The sequence below is a fragment of the Calothrix sp. 336/3 genome, assembly GCF_000734895.2.
Taxonomy (GTDB): domain Bacteria; phylum Cyanobacteriota; class Cyanobacteriia; order Cyanobacteriales; family Nostocaceae; genus 336-3.
Genome location: NZ_CP011382.1, coordinates 2,127,984 through 2,153,479 on the forward strand (window position 1 = coordinate 2,127,984; position 25,496 = coordinate 2,153,479).

The 25,496-nt window shown below is 41.4% G+C and carries 23 protein-coding genes; 18 read left to right on the forward strand and 5 right to left on the reverse strand.

What is annotated here, in order from left to right:
* Positions 1-353: 353 nt before the first annotated feature.
* The 5 genes from IJ00_RS08755 to IJ00_RS08775 all read right to left on the reverse strand — a co-directional run bounded on the left by IJ00_RS08755 (position 354) and on the right by IJ00_RS08775 (position 6,117).
* Positions 354-1,049, reverse strand: coding sequence for a 2-hydroxychromene-2-carboxylate isomerase (locus IJ00_RS08755; protein WP_035152123.1), 696 nt, complete (start codon positions 1,047-1,049; stop codon positions 354-356).
* A 42-nt stretch (positions 1,050-1,091) separates the two neighbouring features.
* Positions 1,092-3,281, reverse strand: a complete 2,190-nt coding sequence (locus tag IJ00_RS08760; protein WP_046814768.1) for an FAD/NAD(P)-binding protein — start codon at positions 3,279-3,281, stop codon at positions 1,092-1,094.
* Between the two features lie 634 nt (positions 3,282-3,915).
* Positions 3,916-4,311, reverse strand: coding sequence for a carboxymuconolactone decarboxylase family protein (locus IJ00_RS08765; protein ID WP_035152127.1), 396 nt, complete (start codon positions 4,309-4,311; stop codon positions 3,916-3,918).
* Positions 4,308-5,030, reverse strand: coding sequence for a class I SAM-dependent methyltransferase (locus IJ00_RS08770; RefSeq protein WP_046814769.1), 723 nt, complete (start codon positions 5,028-5,030; stop codon positions 4,308-4,310). Before IJ00_RS08770 ends, IJ00_RS08765 begins: the two co-directional genes overlap by 4 nt.
* A 46-nt stretch (positions 5,031-5,076) precedes the next feature.
* Entirely contained in the window at positions 5,077-6,117 is a 1,041-nt protein-coding gene (locus tag IJ00_RS08775; protein WP_035152131.1) for a low specificity L-threonine aldolase, read from the reverse strand.
* A 130-nt stretch (positions 6,118-6,247) separates the two neighbouring features.
* Here IJ00_RS08775 and IJ00_RS08780 point away from each other — a divergent pair, with 130 nt between their 5' ends.
* From IJ00_RS08780 to IJ00_RS08865, 18 genes are all read left to right on the forward strand, one after another.
* Positions 6,248-7,105, forward strand: coding sequence for a class I SAM-dependent methyltransferase (locus tag IJ00_RS08780; protein WP_035152134.1), 858 nt, complete (start codon positions 6,248-6,250; stop codon positions 7,103-7,105).
* A 331-nt stretch (positions 7,106-7,436) separates the two neighbouring features.
* Entirely contained in the window at positions 7,437-8,801 is a 1,365-nt protein-coding gene (locus tag IJ00_RS08785) for an LLM class flavin-dependent oxidoreductase (protein ID WP_035152138.1), read from the forward strand.
* 195 nt (positions 8,802-8,996) lie between these two features.
* Positions 8,997-10,535, forward strand: coding sequence for an amidohydrolase family protein (locus IJ00_RS08790; protein ID WP_035152141.1), 1,539 nt, complete (start codon positions 8,997-8,999; stop codon positions 10,533-10,535).
* 459 nt (positions 10,536-10,994) lie between these two features.
* Complete coding sequence (locus tag IJ00_RS08795) at positions 10,995-11,660, forward strand: dienelactone hydrolase family protein (protein ID WP_035152143.1); 666 nt, start codon at positions 10,995-10,997, stop codon at positions 11,658-11,660.
* A gap of 118 nt (positions 11,661-11,778) precedes the next feature.
* Positions 11,779-12,777: an aldo/keto reductase gene (locus IJ00_RS08800; RefSeq protein WP_035152145.1), complete on the forward strand. Its 999-nt coding sequence runs from the start codon at positions 11,779-11,781 to the stop codon at positions 12,775-12,777.
* A 123-nt stretch (positions 12,778-12,900) separates the two neighbouring features.
* Positions 12,901-13,344, forward strand: coding sequence for a GNAT family N-acetyltransferase (locus IJ00_RS08805; protein ID WP_035152148.1), 444 nt, complete (start codon positions 12,901-12,903; stop codon positions 13,342-13,344).
* A gap of 63 nt (positions 13,345-13,407) precedes the next feature.
* Positions 13,408-13,833, forward strand: a complete 426-nt coding sequence (locus tag IJ00_RS08810) for a GNAT family N-acetyltransferase (RefSeq protein WP_035152151.1) — start codon at positions 13,408-13,410, stop codon at positions 13,831-13,833.
* A 30-nt stretch (positions 13,834-13,863) separates the two neighbouring features.
* Positions 13,864-14,532 carry an HAD family hydrolase gene (locus IJ00_RS08815; protein ID WP_035152154.1) on the forward strand — a complete coding sequence of 223 codons (669 nt, stop codon included), beginning with the start codon at positions 13,864-13,866 and terminating at the stop codon, positions 14,530-14,532.
* A gap of 266 nt (positions 14,533-14,798) precedes the next feature.
* Entirely contained in the window at positions 14,799-16,658 is a 1,860-nt protein-coding gene (locus IJ00_RS08820) for an ABC transporter ATP-binding protein (protein ID WP_238178474.1), read from the forward strand.
* Between the two features lie 185 nt (positions 16,659-16,843).
* A complete protein-coding gene (locus IJ00_RS08825) occupies positions 16,844-18,478 on the forward strand; it encodes an FAD-dependent oxidoreductase (protein ID WP_035152156.1) in 1,635 nt (544 codons plus the stop codon).
* A gap of 21 nt (positions 18,479-18,499) precedes the next feature.
* Positions 18,500-18,841: a 4Fe-4S dicluster-binding protein gene (locus IJ00_RS08830; RefSeq protein ID WP_035152159.1), complete on the forward strand. Its 342-nt coding sequence runs from the start codon at positions 18,500-18,502 to the stop codon at positions 18,839-18,841.
* Between the two features lie 105 nt (positions 18,842-18,946).
* On the forward strand, positions 18,947-19,912 hold the full coding sequence (locus IJ00_RS08835) for a formylglycine-generating enzyme family protein (RefSeq protein WP_046814770.1): 966 nt from the start codon (positions 18,947-18,949) through the stop codon (positions 19,910-19,912).
* The gene (locus IJ00_RS08840; RefSeq protein ID WP_046814771.1) at positions 19,902-22,262 is read left to right on the forward strand and encodes an arylsulfatase; all 2,361 of its coding nucleotides are present in this window, start codon (positions 19,902-19,904) and stop codon (positions 22,260-22,262) included. The genes IJ00_RS08835 and IJ00_RS08840 overlap by 11 nt, the downstream gene beginning before the upstream one ends.
* A 110-nt stretch (positions 22,263-22,372) precedes the next feature.
* Positions 22,373-23,251, forward strand: a complete 879-nt coding sequence (locus tag IJ00_RS08845) for a bile acid:sodium symporter family protein (protein WP_035152164.1) — start codon at positions 22,373-22,375, stop codon at positions 23,249-23,251.
* 10 nt (positions 23,252-23,261) lie between these two features.
* Complete coding sequence (locus IJ00_RS08850; protein ID WP_035152166.1) at positions 23,262-23,906, forward strand: HAD family phosphatase; 645 nt, start codon at positions 23,262-23,264, stop codon at positions 23,904-23,906.
* Positions 23,907-24,104: 198 nt separating this feature from the next.
* The gene (locus IJ00_RS08855; RefSeq protein ID WP_035152169.1) at positions 24,105-24,752 is read left to right on the forward strand and encodes an HAD family phosphatase; all 648 of its coding nucleotides are present in this window, start codon (positions 24,105-24,107) and stop codon (positions 24,750-24,752) included.
* Between the two features lie 4 nt (positions 24,753-24,756).
* The gene (gene fosX, locus IJ00_RS08860; protein ID WP_035152172.1) at positions 24,757-25,179 is read left to right on the forward strand and encodes a FosX/FosE/FosI family fosfomycin resistance hydrolase; all 423 of its coding nucleotides are present in this window, start codon (positions 24,757-24,759) and stop codon (positions 25,177-25,179) included.
* Positions 25,180-25,202: 23 nt separating this feature from the next.
* Positions 25,203-25,490 (forward strand): antibiotic biosynthesis monooxygenase, encoded by a 288-nt coding sequence (locus tag IJ00_RS08865; protein ID WP_035152173.1) that lies wholly within the window; start codon positions 25,203-25,205, stop codon positions 25,488-25,490.
* Positions 25,491-25,496: the final 6 nt, after the last annotated feature.

Consider the following 25,496-nt stretch of genomic DNA (forward strand, 5'->3'; position numbering starts at 1 on the left):
AACCCGTCGAACGTTAGGCGGGTTTACTGCTTTATTAATGCTTAACACTAATGTGATAACTCTGTGCTACAAGTGGGATAACAATCGAACCGATATTAAGTCGAAGCGAACCATACACTTATGCAGATGCTTGATGAAACCCTACCTAATTTATGAATAACTAACCAGCAAATAAACTTAATGCCTGCTCGCGCTGGCAGCGTCATCTTATTTTGTCATGCTTTTGGGATGATATATGGATGCGATTCAGTAAGTCGGCACAAATAAACCTAATAAGGAGCGATCGCCATGATGGTAACTGATTTGAAATTCAAGACTTCTTCTAGTAAGAATTAGGATTGGAAAAAATTAAATTAGATTTTGTAGGGTTTTGACAATTTTGTGATAAATCCGGATATCGGAGCGGAGTCTATTCCTTTTTCCTGCAATTTTTTCAAGAAATCTACCAACAATACCAGGCGATCGTTACCCCAAAACATTTCTTCCTCGACAAAAAAGGTGGGTACTCCAAATGCTCCGCGATCGAATGCTTCGCGAGTGAGGGAGGTTAATTGGTCTTTTGTATCTGGTGATGCGTGGATTTGAAGAAATTGATTTTCTGGGATACTGAGATTTTTGGCAACTGCGATCGCGACTTGTTCATCAATCTCAATTCCCTGGGCAAAAATAGCATCAAACATTGCTTGACTATATTCAACTAATAGATTGAATGAGCCAGCAGCTAAAGTCAATAAAGCTAAATCTTGGGGATGTAGGGCTGATATTTTTGGTTCGTGGAAGGGAATATGATAATAATCAGCCCAACGTTTGGCATCTTGGGAACGATAGGCTGAATTATATTGTCCAGAAATTGGATGTTGGCTAAAGGGATTTTGTTCTCGCAATCCCATTAAGTCACCGCTATAAATCGGTTTCCAAATAAATTTACAGTTTGTTTCTGCCTCGATTTTGGGAAGTTGCGATGCTGCAAGGTATGAGTATCTGCTACCCAAACCATAGTAAAAATCTACTGTTATTTGCCTTGTGATTTTTCTATTTGGAAGATGCACAAATTCATCCTTGAAATTGACCTGTGAAATTAATCCTTAAAATTAAATTTGAAAATCCCACACATTCACTACTTTCCCACAATTTTGATTTGCAGGTACGGCTTCGGACATTTTTTTGGGATAGGGTAATTTCAAGTGATTCATCAGTTCGATAAATTCCTTTCTACTACGTCCTGAAAAACGGGAATTCCATTGTTTTTCTTCACCAATCGTAGAAACAGTTCTTCCTTGGTAATCGTGACCGGGATATACTAACGTATCGTCGGGTAATTTAAACAACTTCTGAGTCACCGTATCATAGAGCGCACCAGCATCACCATTTTGGAAATCAGTACGACCACAACCACGAATGAATAGAGCATCACCAGTCAATAAATGGCTTCCATTCATCAGGTAAACCATGTGACTGTTAGTATGTCCTGGAGCTGCGATCGCCTGAATTTCTACGCTTCCCAATTTCAAAATTTCCCCATCTCGAATGTAGCGATTTGCACCGATTGCTTGGGAATTTTCTGGCAAAATCGCCGCACATCCTGTAATTTCTCGCAGTGCATCCGTTCCGGTAATATGGTCGGCATGGATATGTGTTTCTAAACAATAACGCAAGGTCAATCCTAACTCCCGTAGGATTTGCAAATCCCGTTCAACTTGTTCGAGAACTGGATCGACAAGCAGTGCGGTATGGGTTTCCCCATCGATAATGAGATAGGTGTAAGTACAAGATTCGCGATCGAATAATTGTCGAAATATCATCTTCGATGGATTTGATTCCGATGTTAATTTTTCCTTAAACCAAATTTCCTCAATCGCAGCGTAGAACTTATTGCTGGAGGAGGTGAGTATCTCTTTGGCTAAATTTGCCGCTTGAACTCGAATTTCTGGAACCGCAGTAGTTTCCCACAAATCACCTTTCCGTGGTGTCCCTAAAGTATATAGTTGGTCGGAGACTTTTCCATCAGCATCGATTAAGGCTCCATTGGTAGCAGTATCAATTCCCATAGATAAGGTATTGGTACGAATCAATCGTTGCTCTTGCAAACTCGCGAGTAAGGGATGTTGGAGTCTGCGAAAGTTAGTATTTGCTCCCGTACAGTTAATGATTTTATCGACAGACAAAACTAAATTTTCACCTGTTTTGCGCTGACGAATTGTCACATTCACACCATTTTCTACTTCCTGACAACTTGCAATTCTGCCACCGTAATAATTCAATTGACCCGCTTCTGCCACCGTATCTAAAATATCAGCTATTTCCGGTGCAATCCGATGACGGTGAACTTCCCAATAGGCTTTGACATGACGGAGAAATCGATTCTTCTCTGGGGATGGGAGCGATCGCCACAGTGATTGAGTTACCGGACGTATTGCATCGATGACACTACGCCAATTTTGCCCCTGCTCAGTGGCGATTTGAATTTCTTGACGCACCAAACGGAGTAATTTTCTGGCGGTTTTCGGAGCTGTTTCCAGGTTAATAAATGCCGGATAAATACTCGATTTTCCTTGTATTTTTTCGTGACGTATCGGTGTCAATCCATGACGGGAAACAGCATGAATTTTCCCAGAGAACCCTTGCCGTTGTAGCGCGACAAAAATATCCACCATCGTCAATCCTGTTCCCACTAACAAAATCGAATCATCGGATTTTATTTGGGCGATCGCATCTTGCGACCATGCATCGGTAATATAGCGATCGCGATTTGGCAAACTAGCAAGAGGTTGGGGTAATGATGCGGAAAAATTTCCCAGTGCTAACACGACTTTTTGAGCAGAAAAACATTCACCTCCACTCAAATATATGGTTGTATTTTCACTCGCAGATTCAATGCCGATCGCCTCATCAACTATTTTCTCAAATCGTACATAAGCAGGCTTACTTTCCTCTGCTTCTTTCAATATTGCTTGCACATAATCCCCATAAATTCGACGGGAAACAAACGTAGATGCTGTTACTTCTTCGTACCCATTTTTATGCAGCCAATTTAAAAAATGACTCGGTTCATCGGGAAATGCACTCATTTTACCAGCCGGAACATTGAGCAAATGGGATTCTATTTGTGTACCGTAGGCAACCCCCCGACCAAATTGGGAACTCCGCTCAATCAATTTAATTTTCAGAGGAATCGTAGTGTTTCTGAGCAAATTTGCAGCTACCAAAGTACCACTAAAGCCACTTCCGATAATGGCAACTGTCTGAGGAGGAATACCCAAGTTTAACATACTTGTACCCATAGTATTTAAGCTTAGTGGTGCAGAAAAGTCCTGGAATCCTTATAAATAAAGGATTTTCGACGAGACGGATATTTTAGCGTTTCTCAAAAAATGGAACGAGGATAATAGCTTTCAGGCGCTATTTTGACCATCTACGCAGTCCGTCATGAGACTCAGAAAAGTTTTCTGCACCACCAAGGTATTTAAGTTGCACTTACTACCTTCTTTTTACAATCTTAGGTCAAATATACTGAATGTTTTTAGCTGTTTAAATATCTCAATCCTTAAACATATTGAAATACCCACTTATCTAAGCGGAAAAGTGGGATTTGAGATTTAGTATTAAATATGACGGAATGCCCAAAACAAGAAATTTCAAATAATATCAAAAAATAAAAACTCAAACACCGATGCAGTCAAGTTTTTGTCAACATTCATAAGCTGCGATCGCTTGTATATGAACGATATGTCTCTAAACCTAGTGTGAATAGGGGGTTTAAGACTAACTGCGATCGCTAATTGCAAAATGATAAATTCGATACAAGTTTTGTTAAGGTATCATGACAACCGATTCAGGGCATGAATTTAATATTGATATGGTGCTGAAATCATAGCCGCACAAATATATTATGTGAAGGGAAATAATTATGTTGATTTACGTATTTTTAAACTGCTCGTCAACAGGAATTTGATAACCATTTGCTAACCGATTTGTCATATTCGCAGTACCTGTAATTGCCATTAGTTCGCCAAACATTTTATCGCTCATACCTTTAGCACGTGCTGCTGCTGTATGGGAAGCAATACAATATTCGCAACCATTTGTAACGCTAACAGCAATATAAATCAATTCTCGCGTCAACGGATCGATTTCACCGGAACTTCCCATCACTTCTTTCAAAGTTTCCCAAGTTCTGCGTAAAGTAGGAGGATGGTTTGCTAATGCTTTCCAAAAGTTATTGATATATTCAGTTTGTCTGGTGGTGCGGATATCGTCATATACCGCTCGCACTTCTTCGCTTGCGTCTTCATATTCGATGAGGTTGCTCATACACATTCTCCTATGTCGTTAATACAGCTTTTTCGAGGAATATCCTTTACTTTCCATAGTCCCAGACTTTTATCTCGATATAATCCATCTCCCTCACTACATTGTTCATTAATCAAGTATAAGGGATGAGGAAAATTAAAAGGCGGTTTTTCCAGATTTAATAAGCGCCAATCACCCGTAATAATATCCTCATTTGACTGACAATCTGGAAACGTTGTTGTCATTAAATAGGTAATTTGACTGCGTTGAATATTATCAAAAGCCGAAAAAATATCTACAAACGAAAAATGTACAAAACAATCTCGACAAAATAATAAATCCGCACTGGGGAGAGATTCACTGACTAAATTTAGTTTAAAAAACTGTTGATTTTTATGTTCGTATCGCTTTTGATTTTCTGTAATAATTTCGGTAACTATATCAGCACCAATATAACTCAATACTGGTAAATCTATTGATTGCATCCAACTAAAATCCCCGCAAGGAATATCCAGAAACACATTCACCTGTAGTTTTTTTAATAATTCTGGAAGTTCAGTTTCGATCAACTGCGTTTGACTTCTGTGTGCTCCCGCTCCCGAAGGAGAATCCCCACCATTCCACAAATTTTGTTGATAAATATGGCTGAAAGTTTCATCAAGAGAAAATGTTTTTCCTTGAGCAGCTTGTTTCTCAAAGTAGTAAGGGTCAAAAGGTACGCGATCGCGTCGTTCATTCATAAAACAATTAGCTTTTTCTATATCATGAAAGATATTGCTATAAACCTTAAATAAGAGCCTCCTTGATATCTCTAATTAATTCATCAATTCTCTCTTTGGTGGTATTCCAAGAACACATCAACCGCACTCCTCCAACACCAAGAAAACTATAAAATAGCCAACCTTTTGCTCTTAAACTAGTAGCGACTTTATCAGATAACTTCACATAAACAGCATTTGCTTCCCTGGGAAACATAATTTCAAGACTTTCTATTTTTAGTAATTCATTCTCTAAATACTCCGCAGATTGGTTCGCATGACGAGCATTTTTTAGCCAAGCACCAGTTTCTAATAAACCTAACCAAGGGGCAGAGATAAATCGCATTTTAGAAGCTAGTTGTCCCGCTTGTTTGCAGCGATAGGCAAAATCTTCTGCCAATTCTTTATTAAAGAAAATAATTGCTTCTCCCATCGCCATACCATTCTTAGTGCCGCAAAAGCATAATACATCTACACCACTTTTCCAGCTAATTTCCGCAGGGCTTTTATTGAGAGCGACTACTGAATTTGCAAAACGTGCGCCATCCATATGAATTTTTAAATCATGTTTTTGAGCTAAATCTTGGATGGCAGCCAATTCATCAAGAGAATATAATGTTCCTAATTCTGTAGTTTGAGTTAAGCTAATTACTTTACGCTTTGGATAATGAATATCAGCTCTTTTCCCTAATAGTAAAGCTTCGATTGATTCAATTGTTAACTTACCATTTTCACCCTTAGCAAGTCGTAGCTTAGAGCCATTAGAAGCAAATTCCGGCGCACCACATTCGCTAGTTTCAATATGGGCATTTTCATGACAAATAACACTGTGGTAGGATTGACACAATGCCGCTAATGATAGAGAATTTGCAGCAGTCCCATTAAAAACAAAAAAGACTTCGCAATCAATTTCAAATAATTCTCGAAACCCATCAGCCGCTCTTTGAGTCCAGATATCATTTCCATAGGCAGGAGCGCTACCTTGATTTGCTTGCAGCATATATTCTAATGCTTCTGGACAAATTCCAGAGTAGTTATCGCTGGCAAATTGTTCTAAATTGTAATCCATTTGTGGCTTGTTTTTTAAGCTTCAGACTAAATATGCTTATGTTAGCGGAATTATTAGCGAATATGAATCGCTTTTCTCGTGAAATTTTCGGATGACATCATTATAAATAAAGTTCACAGTTGTAAAAAAAATGAATAAAAACAACTACTACGACAAAATTTCGCAGATTTATGATCAAACACGTTGGTTGACAGAATCCATAGCGGATGAAGTTGCAGACTTTATTCTCAATCTTGTATTTGCAACACCTAAAACATCTTTTCTGGAACCTGGAGTCGGAACTGGATTAAATGTTATTCCTTTAGTAAAACGCGGTTATTCAGTAACAGGGATTGATATTTCTGAACAGATGCTAAATCAGTTTCGGCAGAAGTTAAACGGAACTCCTGAGAATTTGACACTAGTTCATGCAGATGCTTCCCAGTTACCGTTTGAGGATAACAGTTTTGACGTTGTATTAACCGTGCATATGCTTCATACTGTAGGCGATCGCCAAATATTCTTAGATGAAATCGATCGAGTTTTGAAGCCAGGAGGTTACTTTCTCAATTGTCAATGGATTACCCCACCAGCAAGAAGAGAATTTGAAGCCTATTTTCGAGCAATACAGTCGAAATACAAGAATTATCCGCCAGAATCGAAATCTCAAGATAAAGCAATAGAAGAAAGAGATTTAGAGCAATATTTACGCGAAAAAAGAGATTTAGAACAATATTTACACGAAAAAGGCTATCAGTCCAATTATTTTGTCGCCAAAGAATGGACAGTCACCAATACTATTGCAGAATTATTAGATTTTTACAAATCACGAGCATATGGATTATGTTGGCAAGTCTCCGATGAAGAATACGACAAAGTGATAATCGAGTTTGAAAAGTTTTGTATACAGCACTATGATTCCCTGGAAAGAGTAATTTCCTCCGAAGCCAAATTTGAAATCTCGGCTTATAACCTTCAACAACTACCGTCATCCCCCCCAAATGACTGAGTTCTAAGGCTCGGAAAAATTTGCAAGACTTAATGTTTGACAATCTAACATTTAGTGTATCATAATCATTGTGATTGACAGTATAGACTTTTGTTTTGGTATGTGTCATGCAAACTCTATTTACTGCATATATGATTGCCGAATTACGGGATCAGGTTGGCAAGAGTGTCTCAAGCCTTGATTTGGAAAGAATTTTGAGGAATTTAATAATCTAGCGAGCTGATCGTCATAGTGGTCATAAGTCAGAAGTAAAACAACGATGTTCTCAAAGGGAAGCACTATGTAATCTGACTCTTCCGCAATTTTTCACCATTTTTATAGACAACAGCAGATGAGCAAAACACGCAAGTTTCGTTTAGGTGCATTTATTCAAGCCACTGGACATCATGTCTCTGCTTGGCGACATCCCGGTTCGCAAATAGATGCTGGTTTGAACTTTGAGCATTACAAAGAAATTACCCAAACTGCCGAACGTGGTTTATTTGATGCAGTTTTTCTGGCAGATAGTCCAGGTGTTTGGGGTGACGCTCCAGAAACCCAGAGTCGCAATGGTAAAATAGTTCATTTTGAGCCAGTGACGCTGTTTTCAGCTTTGTCATCTGTCACCAAAAATATTGGTTTTATTGCTACTGCTTCGACTACCTACGAAGAACCCTATACTTTGGCACGTAAGTTTGCTTCTCTGGATCATCTCAGTCATGGTAGGGCAGGATGGAATGTTGTCACCACGGGGAATGAAAATGCCGCAGGTAATTTTGGTCACGACAAGCATCCCGACCATAGTCTGCGTTACGAACGTGCAGAAGAATTTGTAGAAGTAGTTAAAGGTTTGTGGGATAGCTGGGAAGATGATGCATTCATTCGTGACAGAGAATCTGGTGTTTACTTCGATACCGATAAACTGCATATACTTAACCACAAGGGTAAACATTTTTCTGTCAGAGGACCTTTAAATGTTGGTCGTCCACCCCAGGGTTATCCAGTCATTGTACAGGCTGGAGCTTCGGAAGCAGGAAGGGATTTAGCTGCTCGTACTGCTGAGGTGATTTTTACTGCGAATCAAACCCTGGCTGATGCTCAGGAATTTTATGCCGATTTAAAAGGTCGATTGGCAAAATATGGACGCTCTCCAGATGATTTAAAAATCATGCCCGGAGCTTTTCCGGTGATTGGACGTACAGAAGCGGAAGCTCAAGAAAAGTATGAATTTCTGCAATCATTAATTCATCCCGATGTTGCCTGGGGAATTTTAAATAAGTATTACAAAAATGTCGATTTGTCCCAATATTCCCTAGATGATTTAGCTCCTGAATTAAACAGCGAAACTAACAATAATAAGAGTCGTCTGAAACTGGTCAAAGATTTAGCGAATCGTGGTAATTTAACACTACGTCAATTGTATTTAGCATTGGCTACTGCAAGGGGGCATCGTACCATAATTGGAACCCCTGAAAGCATTGCTGACCAACTAGAGGAATGGTTTAACAACGGTGCAGCAGATGGTTTTAATATCATGCCACCAGTTTTACCGACAGCATTAGATGACTTTGTGAATCTGGTAATTCCAATCCTGCAAAAACGGGGACTTTTCCGTACTGAATATGAAGGTAGTACCCTGAGAGAAAATCTCGGTTTACGCCGTCCTCAAAATAATTTTGCAGCGAAAAAAGTGGATGAAAGATTAGTTTTGGCATAATCAATAAATTTTCTTTTCTTCAAATGGTTAAGGTATACCAAAACAAGGATAACTTTTGTCGATCGCCTCCTATTTCAGATATGTCAATGCGATTGATTAGTCCCAGCAATGTCACCAAAAAGCTAGCAACTTTTGGATACAAAATGACCTAAAAGATTGAATCCTCAGCACAATCTGTAATTAAAGGAAATCAAAATGACTGAATATAGCCGCTTAAAAACTTCCCGCTCTGCTGCCATCAAAGCTAACCTTGATTATCCCATCATCGATACTGATGTTCATACCAACGATTTCACACCTGCGATTGAGGATTACATTGCTAATTATGGTGGAGCACAACTTGTAGACGCATTACGCAAAGCAGAATCTTCCCGTCTCAACTCGAAAACCGACGGAAAAGATTGGTATCAACAAACTCCAGAAGAACGTCAGTACAACCGGACAATTCGCTCTCCCTGGTGGGCAAGAGTCACCCGCAATACCTTAGATTTGGCGACTTACACTTTGCCAGAATTATTCTATCAACGTCAGGCAGAGCAAGGGTCAGACTATTCTGTTCTGTTTCCCAACAATGTGCTAGCACCAACAGGAGCAGGTAAAGAACATCGTCAAGCATTGCAACGAGCAGTGAATCACTACCATGCTGACTTGTATCGCAAATATAGCGATCGCCTGACGACCGTAGCTGGTATTCCGATGAATACCCCCGAAGAAGCGATTGAAGAATTAGAATTTGCAGTAAAAACTCTGGGGTTAAAAGTAGCAAATATTCCTGGTGGCGTGAAAAGACCAATTAAGGCGATCGCGGATAAATATCCAGCCGATAAATATCCAGAAATCGCTAAACACGCCTCTTACATGGACTTCTACGGAATCGATAGCGAATACGATTACGATCCATTCTGGGCAAAAGTTGTAGAATTAGGTGTGCCCGTTACTACTCACTATGGTAGCCAAGGTTGGACTGGACGCTCTTCCATCAGCAACTACATGAATAACCATATCGGTCATTTTGCGGATGGTTCCCAAGCATTTGCCAAAGCCCTCTTCTTTGGTGGTGTTACCAAACGTTTCCCACAGCTACGGGTCGGAATGCTGGAAGGTGGAGCCGATTGGGGCGCTCATGTCTACATCCATTTGGTAGATCGTTTCTCCAAACGTAGTCTCAAAGGATTGCAGAACTACAATCCCGATTTGACCAATTCCAATGAATTATACGAATTATTCCAGCGTTTTGGTAGCGAGTTTATAGAAGCCTTTCCTCTCAGCAATGAGGAATTAACCAAAACTGTGCTTGGTTCTTCCTTCAATCGTTATAGCCGTCAACCAGCAGCCAACGAACTCGAAGACTTTGCCGCAGCAGGTATCGAAACCATTGAAGATATCCGCGATCGCTGGGTTAATAGTTTCTTCTTTGGTTCCGAATCCGATGACCGCACCATTGCCACAGCTTTCAACAATAAAGCTAATCCTTTAGGTGTCAAAATTAACGCCATCTATTCCTCAGACGTTGGTCACTGGGATGTGCCCGATTTAACTGACCCCTTAGCAGAAAGCTGGGATTTAGTAGTGGAAGGTGTGATTTCCGAAGCTGACTTTAAGTCCTACGTCTTCGCTAATCCCTACAAGTTTTATACCGAAGCAAACCCCGACTTCTTCAAGGGTACTGCTGTTGAATCCAAGGTAAGTAAAATCGAATCTGCACAAGCAGATAAAGGTTTAGTAACTGCTTAAGAAGCTTGCAAAATGTAGTTGTTGCAAACATTGGAGAATTGATTTTTGGCTTGACAAGTGTTCTCTAACAAGGTGATCGGAGGTGGAAAGGAGGCAGAAATTTCTCCCATCTCCATCATCTCTTTCTTCTCTTTCTGGTTGCGATCGCGATGCTTGATCCCAAACGCGGGCAATTTATCTAAATTAATACGTCGGCAAGATGCCCGCACTAGCTTGAAAAAGCAGGGGAACTGGGAGACAAGGGGGACGAGGAGGACAAGGGAGATAAGGGGATAAGGGGGATAAGGGGGACAAGGGAGACAAGGGAGACAAGGGGGACAAGGAGGACAAGGGGGATAAGGGAGAAATAATTAATGCCCAATGCCTATTTTCATCTGCCCTGGTGTACGCAGTACTCGAAGAGAAGGCTAGCGCCTACATGACGACTACTTCAATAAAAACAATTTACAGGCAATATTTATGACCATCGAACAACGCTCTCAAGATACTATCAAAGGCTCTTTACCTTATCTGTTCTCAGCAGTTTCTAATAATACCAACACACCTGCACCTTTGGTATTGTTTCTACATGGAGCGCGAGACAGAGGAACCGATTTAAATGTATTACTAACATGGGGTTTCCCTCGTTTTGTCGAGACTTCAGATTCCTTACCTTATTTCTTTGCTGCTCCCCAACTTCCTGAAGGACAAACCTGGGTAGAGCGGGAGTCAGATGTAATTGCTTTACTAGATGAATTGATAGTTTCCCATCCCATCGATCCGTCCCGTGTAATTTTATCTGGGTTTAGCTTAGGTACTGCTGGAGCTTGGCATATTGCAGCTTCCAATCGCGATCGCTTTGCTGGTTTAGTAGCAGTTTCTGGTCGTGTACCTCAGAGATTAGAAGAAACTCAACTAGCTGCACTTCAGGAAATTCCTATCCAAATCTTCCAAGGTGGCAAAGACGAAAAACTGTCTATTGAGGATACGCAGCAAATTGTCGATACCTTGCGCGGAGTGGGAGCAAAAGTAGATTTTACTATCTTGTCAGAAGGCGATCATTTCATTGCCGATGAAGTTTACAGCGACCCCAAATTGCAAGAATGGTTGATTTCTCAGAGTCGTCAAGCTTCTGTAGCTGTGTAGTTTATTATCGTTTTCTCTAAGTAGGGAGAGGACAAGGAAGACAAGGAAGATGAGGGAGACAAGGGGGAAATATCCCTCCAATTAACCTTGACGTAGTACTAGATGAAAGTCAGTAATTATGACATTACCAACAACAAAACTCGGTAAAACTGGATTGACTGTTTCCCGTCTCTGCTTGGGAACTATGACTTTTGGATTGCAAGCAGATGAAGAAACTTCGAGGCAGATTCTTGATACTGCTGCCGATGGTGGTATTAATTTTTTAGATACAGCTGATGTTTATCCCCTCGGTGGTGGAGTCGCAACAGCAGGAAGTACAGAAGAAATTATTGGACGCTGGCTTAAGGGTAAACGCGATCGCTTTATCGTTGCAACCAAATGCGTTGGCAAGGTGGGAACTGCTCCTTGGGATCAGGGTGCTTCACGCAAACATATTTTGGATGCGATCGACGCTTCCCTAAGACGACTGGGAACCGATTATGTTGATTTGTATCAATTACATTCCGATGATACCTCCACACCCCTTGATGAAACCTTAGAAGCTTTAGATACCATAGTTCGGGCTGGTAAAGTACGCTATATCGGAGTTTCTAACTTCCTTGCTTACCGACTAGCACTGGCTCTTGGTCGGGCAGAAGTACGTAATTTAACTAAATTTGTTTCCGTACAACCTCGTTATAATCTCCTGTTTCGGGAGATAGAGCGGGAATTATTACCTTTAGCACAGGAAGCAGGATTGGGTGTAATTCCTTACAATCCTTTGGCGGGTGGATTACTGACAGGTAAACATAATCTTGCTCAGGGACCAACCGAAGGTACTCGTTTTACCCTGGGTGCTGCTGCTGAACGCTATCAAGAACGTTATTGGCGCGATCGCGAGTTTCAAACAGTCGAAGAGTTACGCACAGTAGCAGATTTAGCTGGATTGTCACTGACTACTCTCTCTTTGGCTTGGGTATTAGCAAATCCAATTATCACTGCTCCAATAATTGGTGCAAGTCGTCCAGAGCAACTTGCCGATAGTTTGCAAGCAATAGAAGTAAAACTTGACGACAGCTGGAAACAAAAACTTGACAATATCACAGCTGAATACCGCAAAGGAGATGCCGTGCGTTAGCAATAAGTGGTAGTTGAAAATAAATGTTACATTTTTAAAATCCCAAACCATTGCAAATACTACACTCTGCTCATAATCATCATGTGTAATTAATTTTCAACACCTACTTAACTGCATTCACTTATGAAGTGGGAAAAAGGAGAATTCACAGTTGTCGATCGTCGGGAAGCTTTAGATGTTGAGCTGATTTACAACTTCTTAAGCAAGTCCTCATACTGGGCAAAGGGTATACCGAGAGAAGTTGTCGTTAAAGCTCTTGATCATTCTTTATGCTTTGGACTTTTTAAGGATCATCGGCAAATTGGCTTCGGTCGTGTGGTGACCGATCTCGCTACCTTTGCTTACCTCGCTGATGTTTTTATTGTTGAGGACTATCGAGGGAAAGGGTTGGGAAAATGGTTACTTGAATGCATTCTGAAGCACCCGGAGCTTCAAGGTTTACGACGTTGGATGTTAAGCACTGCGGATGCACAGGAGTTGTATCATCAATTTGGCTTTAAATCGTTGCTCAAGCCTGAAAGATTTATGGAAAAGCATAATCCCGATATCTATCAGCATGAAGTTTAACATTGTGCTTTTGGAAATAAGCGCAGTCATTAGCGATTAACTTGGCAGTGAGAAGAATTAGATATGACAGAAATCAGACGCGCAAGACTTGTGGATATCGAAAGCATTAGAGCTTTTTACAAGCAATGTGGATATGGAGGTGATCTGAGTGAGGAAGCTTTGACACTTATGGCTCAACTAGAGGGACAAATTATCGGGGCAGTCCGGTTATGTCCAAATATCGATTTTTTTACCCTTCGAGGAATGCAGGTATTAGCTCCGTTTCAGCGTCAGGGTATTGGTACACAACTACTTCAAGCTTGTACCGATCAACTGACTTTTCAATTTTGTTACTGTATCCCGTGGCAGCATTTGAAATCATTCTATCAACAATTAGGATTTCAAGAAGTTTCACCAATCGAGGTTCCAAACCTATTGAGTGAGCGATTTAATAACTACATCTCTAGAAACATGAATGTCATTCTAATGCGCCGGTTGCCAACCGCATAACAAGCCCTTCGTAATTTAATGATTTAATCAATGGTGAAATCAGTTCTTTTCGATTTAGATGAAACATTACTCGATCGCGATACCTCGATTAAGCAATTCATCACTGCACAGTACGATAGGTTGATTGCCCACTTAAATCACATTCCTAAAAGCAATTACATTACTCGCTTCATCGAGCTAGATTCCCATGGCTATATTTGGAAAGATAAGGTTTATCAACAGTTAGTCTCGGAATTTGGAATTATGGGGATTAGTTGGCAAGAATTACTTGAAGACTACGAAACCCAGTTTCAGTTTCATTGCATTCCATTTGATTTCCTGAAGGAGACATTGAACTGGTTGAAACAGCAAGATTATTTGTTAGGGATCATCACTAACGGATTAGGGCATTTTCAAGCTCGTGCAATTAATGGATTGGGCATTCGAGACTACTTTGATGTCATCTTGATTTCGGAAGTTGAACAAGTCAGAAAACCCCAACTTGAAATTTTTCGGAGAGCCACAAATCGATTAGGTGTGGCAGCCCAGGACAGCATTTTTATTGGGGATCATCCTGAAGCAGACATCATTGGGGCAAAGAATGCTGGAATGATGGCGATTTGGAAACGCAGTCCACACTGGATAGAGGCAAAAGAAGCAGATGCAATCATCGATGAACTGAATGAGATTCCTCCTATTCTTCAAAGTAAGCGTAGTTGAAAACTATCAATTCGATCGCATTTGTTAATGCATAAGATTACACAGGTTGCATCGTATCTCCATTTTGGAGCGCATTATGATTAAAGCTTATTTGACCTTGACGATACTTTAATAGATGATGACTCCGCAATCAGAGATGTAACAAGTGCTTTATTCGATCATATCCTGCCCAAACGAGAACGAGAGCACATGGCATTTACAGAATGGTGGTTCTCATTAAACAGTGAAATAGTGGCAAATTGTGATGATGTTAGGGAGAATATGAAGTGATACGACGCGATCGCCGTTTTTCAAGTAACAAATCTCATTCATCTCAATCTTTTCAACGTGCTGCCAATGTACCAAATTTGCCATCAACAGCTTTGGGATTTATTTATTATTTTGTCAGTTATTACCGTTGGTGGTACATATCGATAACTATTTTGGAAGCGATTCACGCCATTTGTGGGATTATGTTGCCCTATGCGATTGGCGAAATTATCCGCAGTGTGACACGCTCAACGGGGGATAGCAGGTATATTTTTGATGCTGTTCAACAACCCCTGATGTTATTCGTCGGATTAAGTTTAGGAGAAGTAGTATTTGGGCGAATATCGGGATTACTGATGACCATACGTCATCCCATCCACCGTCAACATATAGTCCGTTGTTTGTATGCCTACTTACAACAGCATTCCCACCGCTACCTAAGTAGCAGTTTTGCTGGTGCTTTGGCGCATCGCATCGCGGAAACTTCACTGGGAGTCACCCAAACGATGCAGATGCTACTGAGTGAATTTATGCCAGTAATAATTGTACATATTGTCTCAGTAATATTGCTTTATCGTGCTTATCCTCCATTAGCTGGATTCGTTGGTGGCTGGGCTGTTATATTTATTAGTGTTTCTTTCTGGTTAGCGACTCGCTGCCGTATTTATTCCCGTCGAGCCGCCGCCGAAAGGAGTGAAACCACAGGGATTATTGTTGATGCGGTGACGAATTTAACTAGTAGTCGCTTGTTTGCCCGGTTAGGTTTTGAAAGACGCTATTTAAACGAGCGACTAAGAAAAGAACTCATCGAAGTTAGAAAATCTAACTGGTATTCGGAACGCATCCGTTTATTTCAATTTGTCTCATCGGCATTTCTGAAAATCGGTACTTTGTACTATTCGCTTTCCCTTTGGAGTCAGGGGAAAATTGCTGCTGCGGATTTTGTCGTAGCAACTAGTTTGTCGCTGTTAATCATTAGCGAAGCTCGGAATTTAAGCAAACGCTTTATGGAATTCTTCGAGCATATCGGCAATGTTAGTAATGGGGTAGGGACAATTATTCAACCCCACGAAATCATCGACCAGGAAAATGCGATCGCTCACCCCATTACCCAAGGAAAAATTGAGTTTTCCAGGGTTAATTTTAGCTATTCCAATGAAAAACAGGTATTTCAAAACCTGTCAATGACCATCGAACCTGGTCAACGGGTGGGATTGGTAGGATTCTCAGGCTCTGGAAAATCAACTTTTGTCAATCTGATTTTGCGTTTGTTCGATCCCCAATCTGGACAGATTCTCATCGATGGGGTTGATATTAAAGACATGACCCAAGAAGCCTTACATTCGCAAATTAGTTTAATTCCCCAAGACCCATCTTTATTTCATCGGACATTGTTAGAAAATTTGCGTTATGGTCGCTTGGAAGCCAGTGATGAAGAAGTCGTGGAAGCCTCACGCAAAGCTTATGCCCATGATTTTATCGCTCAAATCAAAGAAGGTTACGAATCCTTGGTAGGAGAGCGGGGTGTCAAACTTTCGGGAGGACAAAGACAAAGGATTGCGATCGCCCGAGTTATCCTCAAGGACGCACCAATTCTCATCTTAGATGAAGCAACTTCCAGCCTCGATTCAATTACTGAAAAAGCGATTCAAAATACCCTTGATTCAGCAATGCAGGGAAAAACAGTGATTGTAGTTGCTCATCGTCTATCGACAATTTCCCACCTCGACCGGATTTTAGTATTTGATAAAGGTCGAATTATCGAAGATGGCAGCCATGAAGAACTATTAGCCAAACGTAGCGCTTACTACAAGTTATGGAAAATGCAGGCTGGGGGATTTTTACCCGTTGAGGCTGGTGTTAGTGGTAAGGGGTAGGGAGGGGGACAAGGGAGACGAGGGAGACGAGGGAGACAAGGGGGACAAGGGGGACAAGGGGGACAAGGGGGACAAGCTCTGGGTGGGGATGCAATGCGCGAGGCTCTGTCTCGAATCATTAAGTTAAGACAGGGCGATGGAACGAGAAATCGATCGCAACTCAAACAACAAGGACATAAATAACAATGTTTGTTAATCCTGAAAATGAACTGCAATTAACCACTGATGTATTGGTAATTGGTGGAGGTCCTGCGGCAGCATGGGCAGCTTGGTCGGCAGCTTTCCAAGGTGTGAAAGTAATTGTTGTTGATAAAGGTTTCCTTGGTACGAGTGGTGCAGCTGCTGCCAGTGGAAACGGAATTATGGCTCCTTCTCCAGAAAATTGGGAAAAAGTTGCATCGGAGCGTTACCGTATTGGTAAAAATCTGGCTAACTTACGCTGGATTGAGCGGGTGATTGAAAAAACTTGGTTAAGTTTACCCCTGGTCGAAGATTGGGGTTATCGTTTCCCCAAAGAAAACGGGGAATCTGTGCGCCAAAGTTATTATGGACCTGAATATATGCGAGTGCTTCGCAAAGAACTGTTACGGCTTGGTGTACAAATTCTTGACCAAAGTCCCGCTTTAGAACTTTTATTAGCTGAAGATGGCTCGGTGGCAGGTGCTAGGGGTATACAACGACAACATCACCGTGCTTATACTATTCGTTCTGCTGCGGTAGTTATGGCAAATGGTGGTTGTGCATTCTTAAGTAAAGCTTTGGGTTGTAATACGAATACCGGGGACGGAATGCTCATGGCTGTAGAAGCGGGGGGTGAACTTTCTAGTATGGAAGCTTCCAATCACTACGCTATCTCCACTGCCTTTAATGCTACCGTAACACGGGGAGTTCCCTTTGGTTGGGCTAGTTACAGCGATGAAGCAGGTAATGATTTAGGTGGCTACATCAATGGTCGTCGTGACCCAGCATTTCTTCCCAATGCTCTGCTTAAAGGTACTGTTTACGCTCGTTTGGATCGAGCCACACCGGAAGTCAAAGCAGTAATTGAAAAATCCCATTTCATCGCTTTTCTACCTTATAAAAAAGCTGGAATTGACCCCTATAGTGAACGAGTACCCGTGACCTTAGTATTAGAAGGTACAGTTCGCGGTACGGGTGGTATCAGGATTATCAATGATACTTGTGCAACCAAGGTTCCCGGACTCTACGCAGCTGGGGATGCAGCATCGCGGGAATTTTTAGCAGGGTTGGCTTCCGGTGGTGGTGGACCTAATGCTGCCTGGGCAATCTCCACAGGACAATGGGCTGGAGAAGGTGCGGCTATATTTGCCAAAAAATTAGGAAATTATGCTCACGAAAGAATTGCCCATCCCGTTGGTCAAGCCGGATTGAGAAGTCATTCCCCAAGTTCCGAAACATGCGATCGCGAAGCCATTGTTAAGGGTGTACAAGCCGAGGTATTCCCCTTGGAAAAAAATTATCTACGTTCCGAATCAAAACTGTTAGATTCCCTCGCTAAATTAGAAACTTTATGGCAACAGGTACAAAATAGCCCCAAACAAGATAACGTCCGCGATGTGGAATTTTCTCGACGAGCCGCAGCCCTCACTGCTGTAGCCCGGTGGGGTTATTTTAGCGCCCTCCATCGCACAGAAACCCGCAGCGAACATATCCGCATAGACTACCCAGAAACCGATCCCAATCAACGCTATTACCAAGCCACAGGTGGTTTAGACAAACTTTGGGTAAGACAGGATTGGATTGTAGATCCAGTTGACACACCATCAAAATTAATTACTCAAACCACAGCTTCGGTATAAAAGTTTAGTAGGAACAGTATCATGATTGAACTTGTTAGTCATCAACTCTGTATTAATTGCAACGTTTGTGTTCAGGTTTGTCCAACCAATGTTTTTGACGCAGTTCCCAAGCAACCACCAGCGATCGCTCGCAAAGAAGACTGTCAAACTTGCTTTATGTGTGAAGCATATTGTCCTGTTGATGCGCTGTATGTTGCTCCAGAATCCCATACAGAGATTGCTGTGAATGAAGATGATTTAATTGCTAGTGGGATTATGGGTGAGTATCGTCGTACTTTGGGTTGGGGATATGGTAGAAAAAACAATAGTGAGTTAGATACTGCTTACAAATTACGCCAACTACCGCGTCCCTATCAAAGTTAAATTTTAGCCATATTGATTCCGAATTTTAATTTCCTTTTGTTAGTATTAAGCACCACAGTGTCCAGGAAATTTTTTTTAGTATTGCTACTAGTTACAGCAATAACGATGCCTACGGCGGCACTCATAGTTCCTCCTGTTGTTGCAGCTAGTACAAATCCCTGTCCTTCAGAAATGGTAAGGATTCCTGGTGGAAAATTTATGATGGGGTCAGATAATTCCAGCTATATAGAAGAACTCCCAGAAAAAGAGGTAACAGTTAGTTCTTTTTGTATAGATAAACATGAGGTGAGCAATTCGCAATTTGCAGAGTTTGTCAAAGCGACAGGATATGTAACAGTTGCAGAGCGTCCTTTATCAAAGGAGCAGTTTCCCGATTTACCAGATGAGCAAAGATTACCTGGTTCTCTAGTTTTTCAAATCGCAAAACCAGGAGCAAAATACCTGAGTTGGTGGCATTGGCAAATAGGGGCGAATTGGCAACATCCATTTGGGTTAGAAAGTGCGCTTACCCATCAAGAAAATTATCCAGTTGTGCATATTGCCTACGAAGATGCTCTAGCCTATGCCCAATGGGCAGGAAAATCCTTACCTACCGAAGCTCAGTGGGAATATGCTGCTCGTGGTGGATTAGACAACGCAACTTATGCCTGGGGCGACCAATATTCTGAGAAAAAAGCCAACACATGGCAAGGAATCTTTCCCTTTTTTAATACCAAAAGCGATGGTTACGTGGGTATTGCTCCTGTTGGTTCCTTTCCACCCAACGGTTATGGTCTTTATGACATGACAGGTAATGTCTGGGAATGGACGACAGATTGGTTTCAACCGGGACACAACCATAAAAGCCATAGTGTTAATCCCACAGGACCAACAGCAAGCTTTGACCCCAATAAGCCTAGCGAAACAGTTCTCCATGTAATCAAAGGTGGCTCTTATTTGTGTGCGCCCAATTATTGCAGTCGCTTCCGTCCAGCAGCACGAGAATCCCAAGCCCCCGATACGGGAACTACTCATATCGGATTTCGCTTGGTGAAGAATCTGATAACAGAAAGGATGAAGAATGAAGTTTAAATTCATACACTGGAATTTATTTCCAGATACAGCAAAGGCGATCGCGTTATTTTTACTCGTAATTTTATTAGCGATCGATAGCCCTGCTCTAGCAGCCACATCGCAGGTTTTACCTGTTCCCGAACCAGAGTTCAAGGGGAAAATTGGTCTGACCTACAAAGAATCACAACCAGACTTTCCCCAACCCATCAGCGCCCCAGCTAAAGCTCCTAATGTCTTGCTGGCAATTTTAGATGATGTGGGTTTCGGACAAGCCAGTACCTTTGGTGGGGTGGTGGAGACTCCCAACCTCACCCGTCTCGCGGAAAGAGGGTTGCGCTACAACCAATTTCATACCACAGCCCTATGTTCGCCGACCAGGGCAGCTTTGTTAACTGGACGTAATCACCATTCGGTAAATACAGGAGTAGTAGAGGAATTAGCTACAGGCTATCCCGGCTACACAACAGTTTTACCTAAGAGTGCTGCCACGGTTGCGGAAATACTGCGACAAAATGGCTATAACACAGCTGCTTTTGGTAAATGGCATAACACCCCCGACTTTGAAACCAGCGCTGCCGGACCCTTCGATCGCTGGCCCACAGGGTTAGGATTTGAGTATTTTTACGGTTTCCTTGGCGGTGATACTAATCAGTGGAGTCCAGCTTTGGTCGAAAATACCAAACGTGTAGACAAACCCAACAAACCCGATTATCACCTAACACCTGACCTCGTTGACCATGCGATCGCCTGGATTCGCAATCAAAAATCCATTGCTCCCGAAAAACCCTTTTTCGCCTATCTGGCTACCGGAGCAACCCACGCACCCCACCATGCTCCCAAGGAGTGGATCGATAAATACAAAGGCAAATTTGACCAAGGCTGGGATAAATTGCGCGAGGACATCTTCGATCGCCAAAAACAACTGGGTGTAATTCCTGCCAATACCCAACTTACTCCCCGTCCCCCAGAACTACCCGCATGGGATTCTCTCTCAGCAGACCAGCAAAAGCTCTATGCCCACATGGCTGAGGTATTCGCGGGATTTTTAGCCCATACAGATTATGAAGTCGGTAGGCTAATCGATGCTGTTGAGCAGCTTGGCGAACTTGATAACACCCTGGTAGTTTACGTAGTTGGAGATAATGGAGCTAGCGCCGAAGGGGGATTAACAGGTAGCGTCAACGAACTACAAGTTTTCAATGGTGTACCCGAAAATCTCCAACAACTCCTAGCTGCCTACGATGATTTGGGTAGCCCCAAAACCTTCAACCATTTTCCCGCAGCTTGGGCATGGGCAGTTAACACACCCTTTCAATGGACAAAGCAAATCGCCTCTCACTTTGGTGGTACTCGTAACCCTTTGGTGATTTCCTGGGGTAAAAATATTCAAGATCAAGGTAGTATTCGTAGCCAATTCCATCATGTTATTGATATTACACCTACTATTTTAGAAGTAGCGGGAATTACTGCTCCGAAGGAAGTTAATGGTGTCAAACAACAACCAATCGAAGGTACTAGCCTTGCATACACATTTAATGATCCGAATGTGTCTTCCCATCGGGAAACTCAATATTTTGAGATGCTAGGCAATCGAGCCATTTACCATGAAGGTTGGATTGCAGCAGCGCGTCATGGTCGCTTACCTTGGGAACGGACTGTCAAAGGCAGTTTTGAGACAGATGAGTGGGAACTGTACAATATTGCCGAAGATTTTAGCGAGGCAAATAATCTAGCGAAGCAAAACCCAGATAAGCTAGAAAAATTGCAAAAGTTATTTTTAAAAGAAGCCCGTAAGCACCAAGTACTACCATTAGACGATCGCATCGCCGAAAGATTTGATGTCAAAATTCGCCCCAGTCTCACCAAAGGACGCACAAGATTCACCTACTATCCTGGTACAGTTGGCATTCCAGAAGGTAGCGCTCCCAACCTCAAAAATCGCTCCTTCACCATTACCGCGAATGTAGAAGTTCCAGAAAATGGAGCCGAAGGTGTTCTCCTTACCCAAGGTGGACGCTTTGCAGGTTGGAGTTTCTTCCTCAAGGATGACAAACCTACCTATGTCTACAACTACGCCAATACAGCCCGTTACACCATCCAATCCCCGGAAAAATTGCCATCCGGTAAATCCCAAATCAGATTCAACTTCGACTATGACGGTGGTGTCGGTACGGGTGGCACTGGTAAATTATTTATCGGCGATCGACAGGTAGCTGAAGGTCGAGTTGATAAAACCATTGCTTACCGTTTAGCCCTGGACGAAACTTTTGATGTGGGCAGAGATACGGGGACTCCAGTCGTGGATAGCTATCAAGTACCCTTTGCTTTCACTGGTAATTTACAACAAGTTAGCTTGGAACTCAAGTAATTAAGAATTGGGAGATAGGGGAGATAGGGGGGAAATTCTTCCTTTTCTTGCTCTCTTTCTCCTTACAGTTTTTCCCTACCTGATAACCTGCCCCATATTTTTCTCAAAACATGAATGAACTATTAGCAATCATCGACAAAGTTACCCTCTTCACATTTATTATTTGCACGATGTTTAGTGCAGGCTTAAGTTTAACAATAGAAAAAATTTGGGAACCACTCCGCAGTCTGAGACTCGTAATCTTGTCTCTGTTGGCAAATTTTGTATTAGTCCCACTTTTTATTTATTTGTTGGTACAAATAGTACCCCTCAGCGAACCCCTCAAAAATGGTTTACTGATTATGGCACTGGCATCAGGTCCCCCTGCTTTGCCCAAACTTGCTCTAATTGTTAAGGGAAATATCGCCTTTTCTGTGGGATTAATGATGATGCTGATGCTCGGCACAATTTTTTATCTGCCCATAGTTCTGCCGCTAGTAGTGCAAGGTGTGGAAATTAGCTCTTGGGACATCGGTAAACCCTTATTGTTACTGATGGTTGGTCCCCTAGCGATCGCATTATCTATCAAAGCCAAATTTGCAGCGATCGCTGTTATTATTCAACCAATTTTTGTGAAATTATCAAGCGCTGGTTTGCTTTTAGGTTTAGTAGTCCGATTAATCGTCCATACGAACGACATTATTGGCTTGTTAAAAACAGGGGCAATTTTTGTTTGTGCAGTATTTATTATTTTTTCCTTTTGCGTTGGCTATCTTTTAGGTGGTCCCGGTATTGATACCCAGCGCGTACTCGCAGTGGGAACAGCCCAACGTAATTTCGCCGCCGCATTATTAGTCGGTACAAATAATTTTACAGACCCCAATGTGGTAAGTATTATTATGGTAACAAGTCTATTAATGATGCTAATAGTGATAACGATTGGCTCGAAATTCACAGAAATAGAACAAATAGAAAAAGTCGAAGCAGCACAATTAGAGGTAGCAGGATAGACGCTGAAAAATGGGCAAACATCAATTCGACCTGATAATTTTTGATTGTGATGGGGTCTTGGTTGATAGCGAACCAATTATTAATCGCATTTTTGCAGAAACACTCACTGAAGCTGGCTTTCCTATTACCTATGCAGAAGTAACTCAAAAATTTATTGGCAAGTCATTAAAAACATGTTTAGAGATTATCGAGACATCTTATAACAAGCCATTGCCCAAAAACTTTATGGAACTTTGTAAAGAGCGAGAAATCGCTCCCTTGCATAAAGAACTAAAACCAGTTCCAGGAATTAGCGAAGTATTGAAGCAGATTACATTATCAAAATGTGTGGCATCAAATAGCAGTCACCCTCATATTCAAATGGTATTGAAATTAACGGGGTTGCTGCATCAATTTGCTGGAAAAATATATAGCTGTTACGATGTCCCACGTCCCAAACCGTTTCCCGATGTGTATCTCTATGCTGCCGAGCAAATGAATACTAAACCAGAAAATTGTGTTGTTATTGAAGATTCTGCCACAGGTGTAGAAGCTGCATATGCGGCAGGAATGACTGTTTTTGGTTATTCCCAATACAGCAATGGTCAAGCTTTAGCTACTGCTGGAGCAAAGATTGTTTTTAATGATATGCGGCAACTTTGTCAACTGCTGTAATTAAACGCGATAGTTCAATTAAAACACACAACCGGAAGTGCTTGAAAGTGGACATTGGACAGCAAAAAATGTCGATATTTTAGATATCGAACAGCTAGATATTGGATATCGCCTTATCATCCACCAAATCGAAAACTAAGAGTAATATTTTTGATCTTGAAAATACGAAATTCAAAATATGATATTTAAGACAACAATATGGGTATTAATCAGTTCGATCTTATCATCTTCGATTGCGATGGAGTATTAGTCGATAGCGAACCGATTATATATCGCATTTTTGCGGACACATTAACCGAATTTGGGTTTATAATGACCTATGAAGAAGTCGTCCAGCAATTTGTAGGTCAGTCACTTACAATTTGTCTAAAAATTATACAGGAATCCTATGGAAAACCAATTCCTGCTAATTTTGTCGAACGTTGTCGAGAAAAACAAGTAATTGCATTGCAGCAAGAATTACAGCCGGTTTACGGAATTTCTGAAGTTTTAAAACAACTTACATTACCAAAATGCGTAGCATCAAATAGTACCCATCGTCATATTCAACTTGTATTAAAGTTAACGGGACTTCTAGATATATTTGATGGAAAATTATATAGTTCTCATGATGTTCCACGCCCTAAACCTTTTCCCGATGTGTATCTCTATGCAGCCGAGCAAATGAATACGAAACCAGAAAATTGTGTTGTTATTGAAGATTCTCCGACAGGTATAGAAGCTGCATATGCGGCAGGAATGACCGTTTTTGGTTATTCCCAACATAGCGATGGTGCAGCTTTAGCTGCTGCTGGAGCGAAGATTGTTTTTAATGATATGCGGCAGTTATTTCAATTACTGTCTTAAAATAATGATTCAAGGAATTAGTCATATCACATTCATTGTCAAAGACTTGGAGAAAATGACGAGCTTGCTTGTATATATATTTGATGCGGAGGAAATTTATTCTAGTGGTAAGCAAACTTTCTCGATTTCTCAAGAAAAATTCTTCCTAATTAATGGCTTATGGATTGCTATCATGCAAGGAAATTCTTTACTAGAGAAAACTTATAATCATGTGGCTTTTAAAATAGCAGAGGAAGACTACGAGCTATATGCAGCAAGGGTGAAAACTATGAATTTAGAAGTGAAAGAAGGTCGAAGTCGTGTTGAAGGAGAAGGACGTTCCTTGTATTTTTACGATTACGACAATCATTTATTTGAGTTACATACAGGAACTCTAAATCAACGGTTACAAAGTTATCTGAGTAATCATGCGATCGCTCATAAATAAAATGTCCTAATTGGAATTTTCTGATGATACTAGAAGTAGCAATTTTAGAAATTAAGCCTGGTTTAGCGGAACAATTTGAAACTGCTTTCAAAACAGCTTCATCTATCATTGCTTCCATGTCTGGATATATTTCTCACGAACTTCAACGCTGTATCGAAACTCCAAATCGTTACATTTTGCTGGTGCGTTGGCAAACCTTAGAAGACCACACTGTTGGATTTAGACAATCCCCAGATTATCAAAAATGGCGTTCCCTTCTACATCACTTTTACGACCCCTTTCCAACGGTGGAACATTACCAAGTTGTTTAATTTACC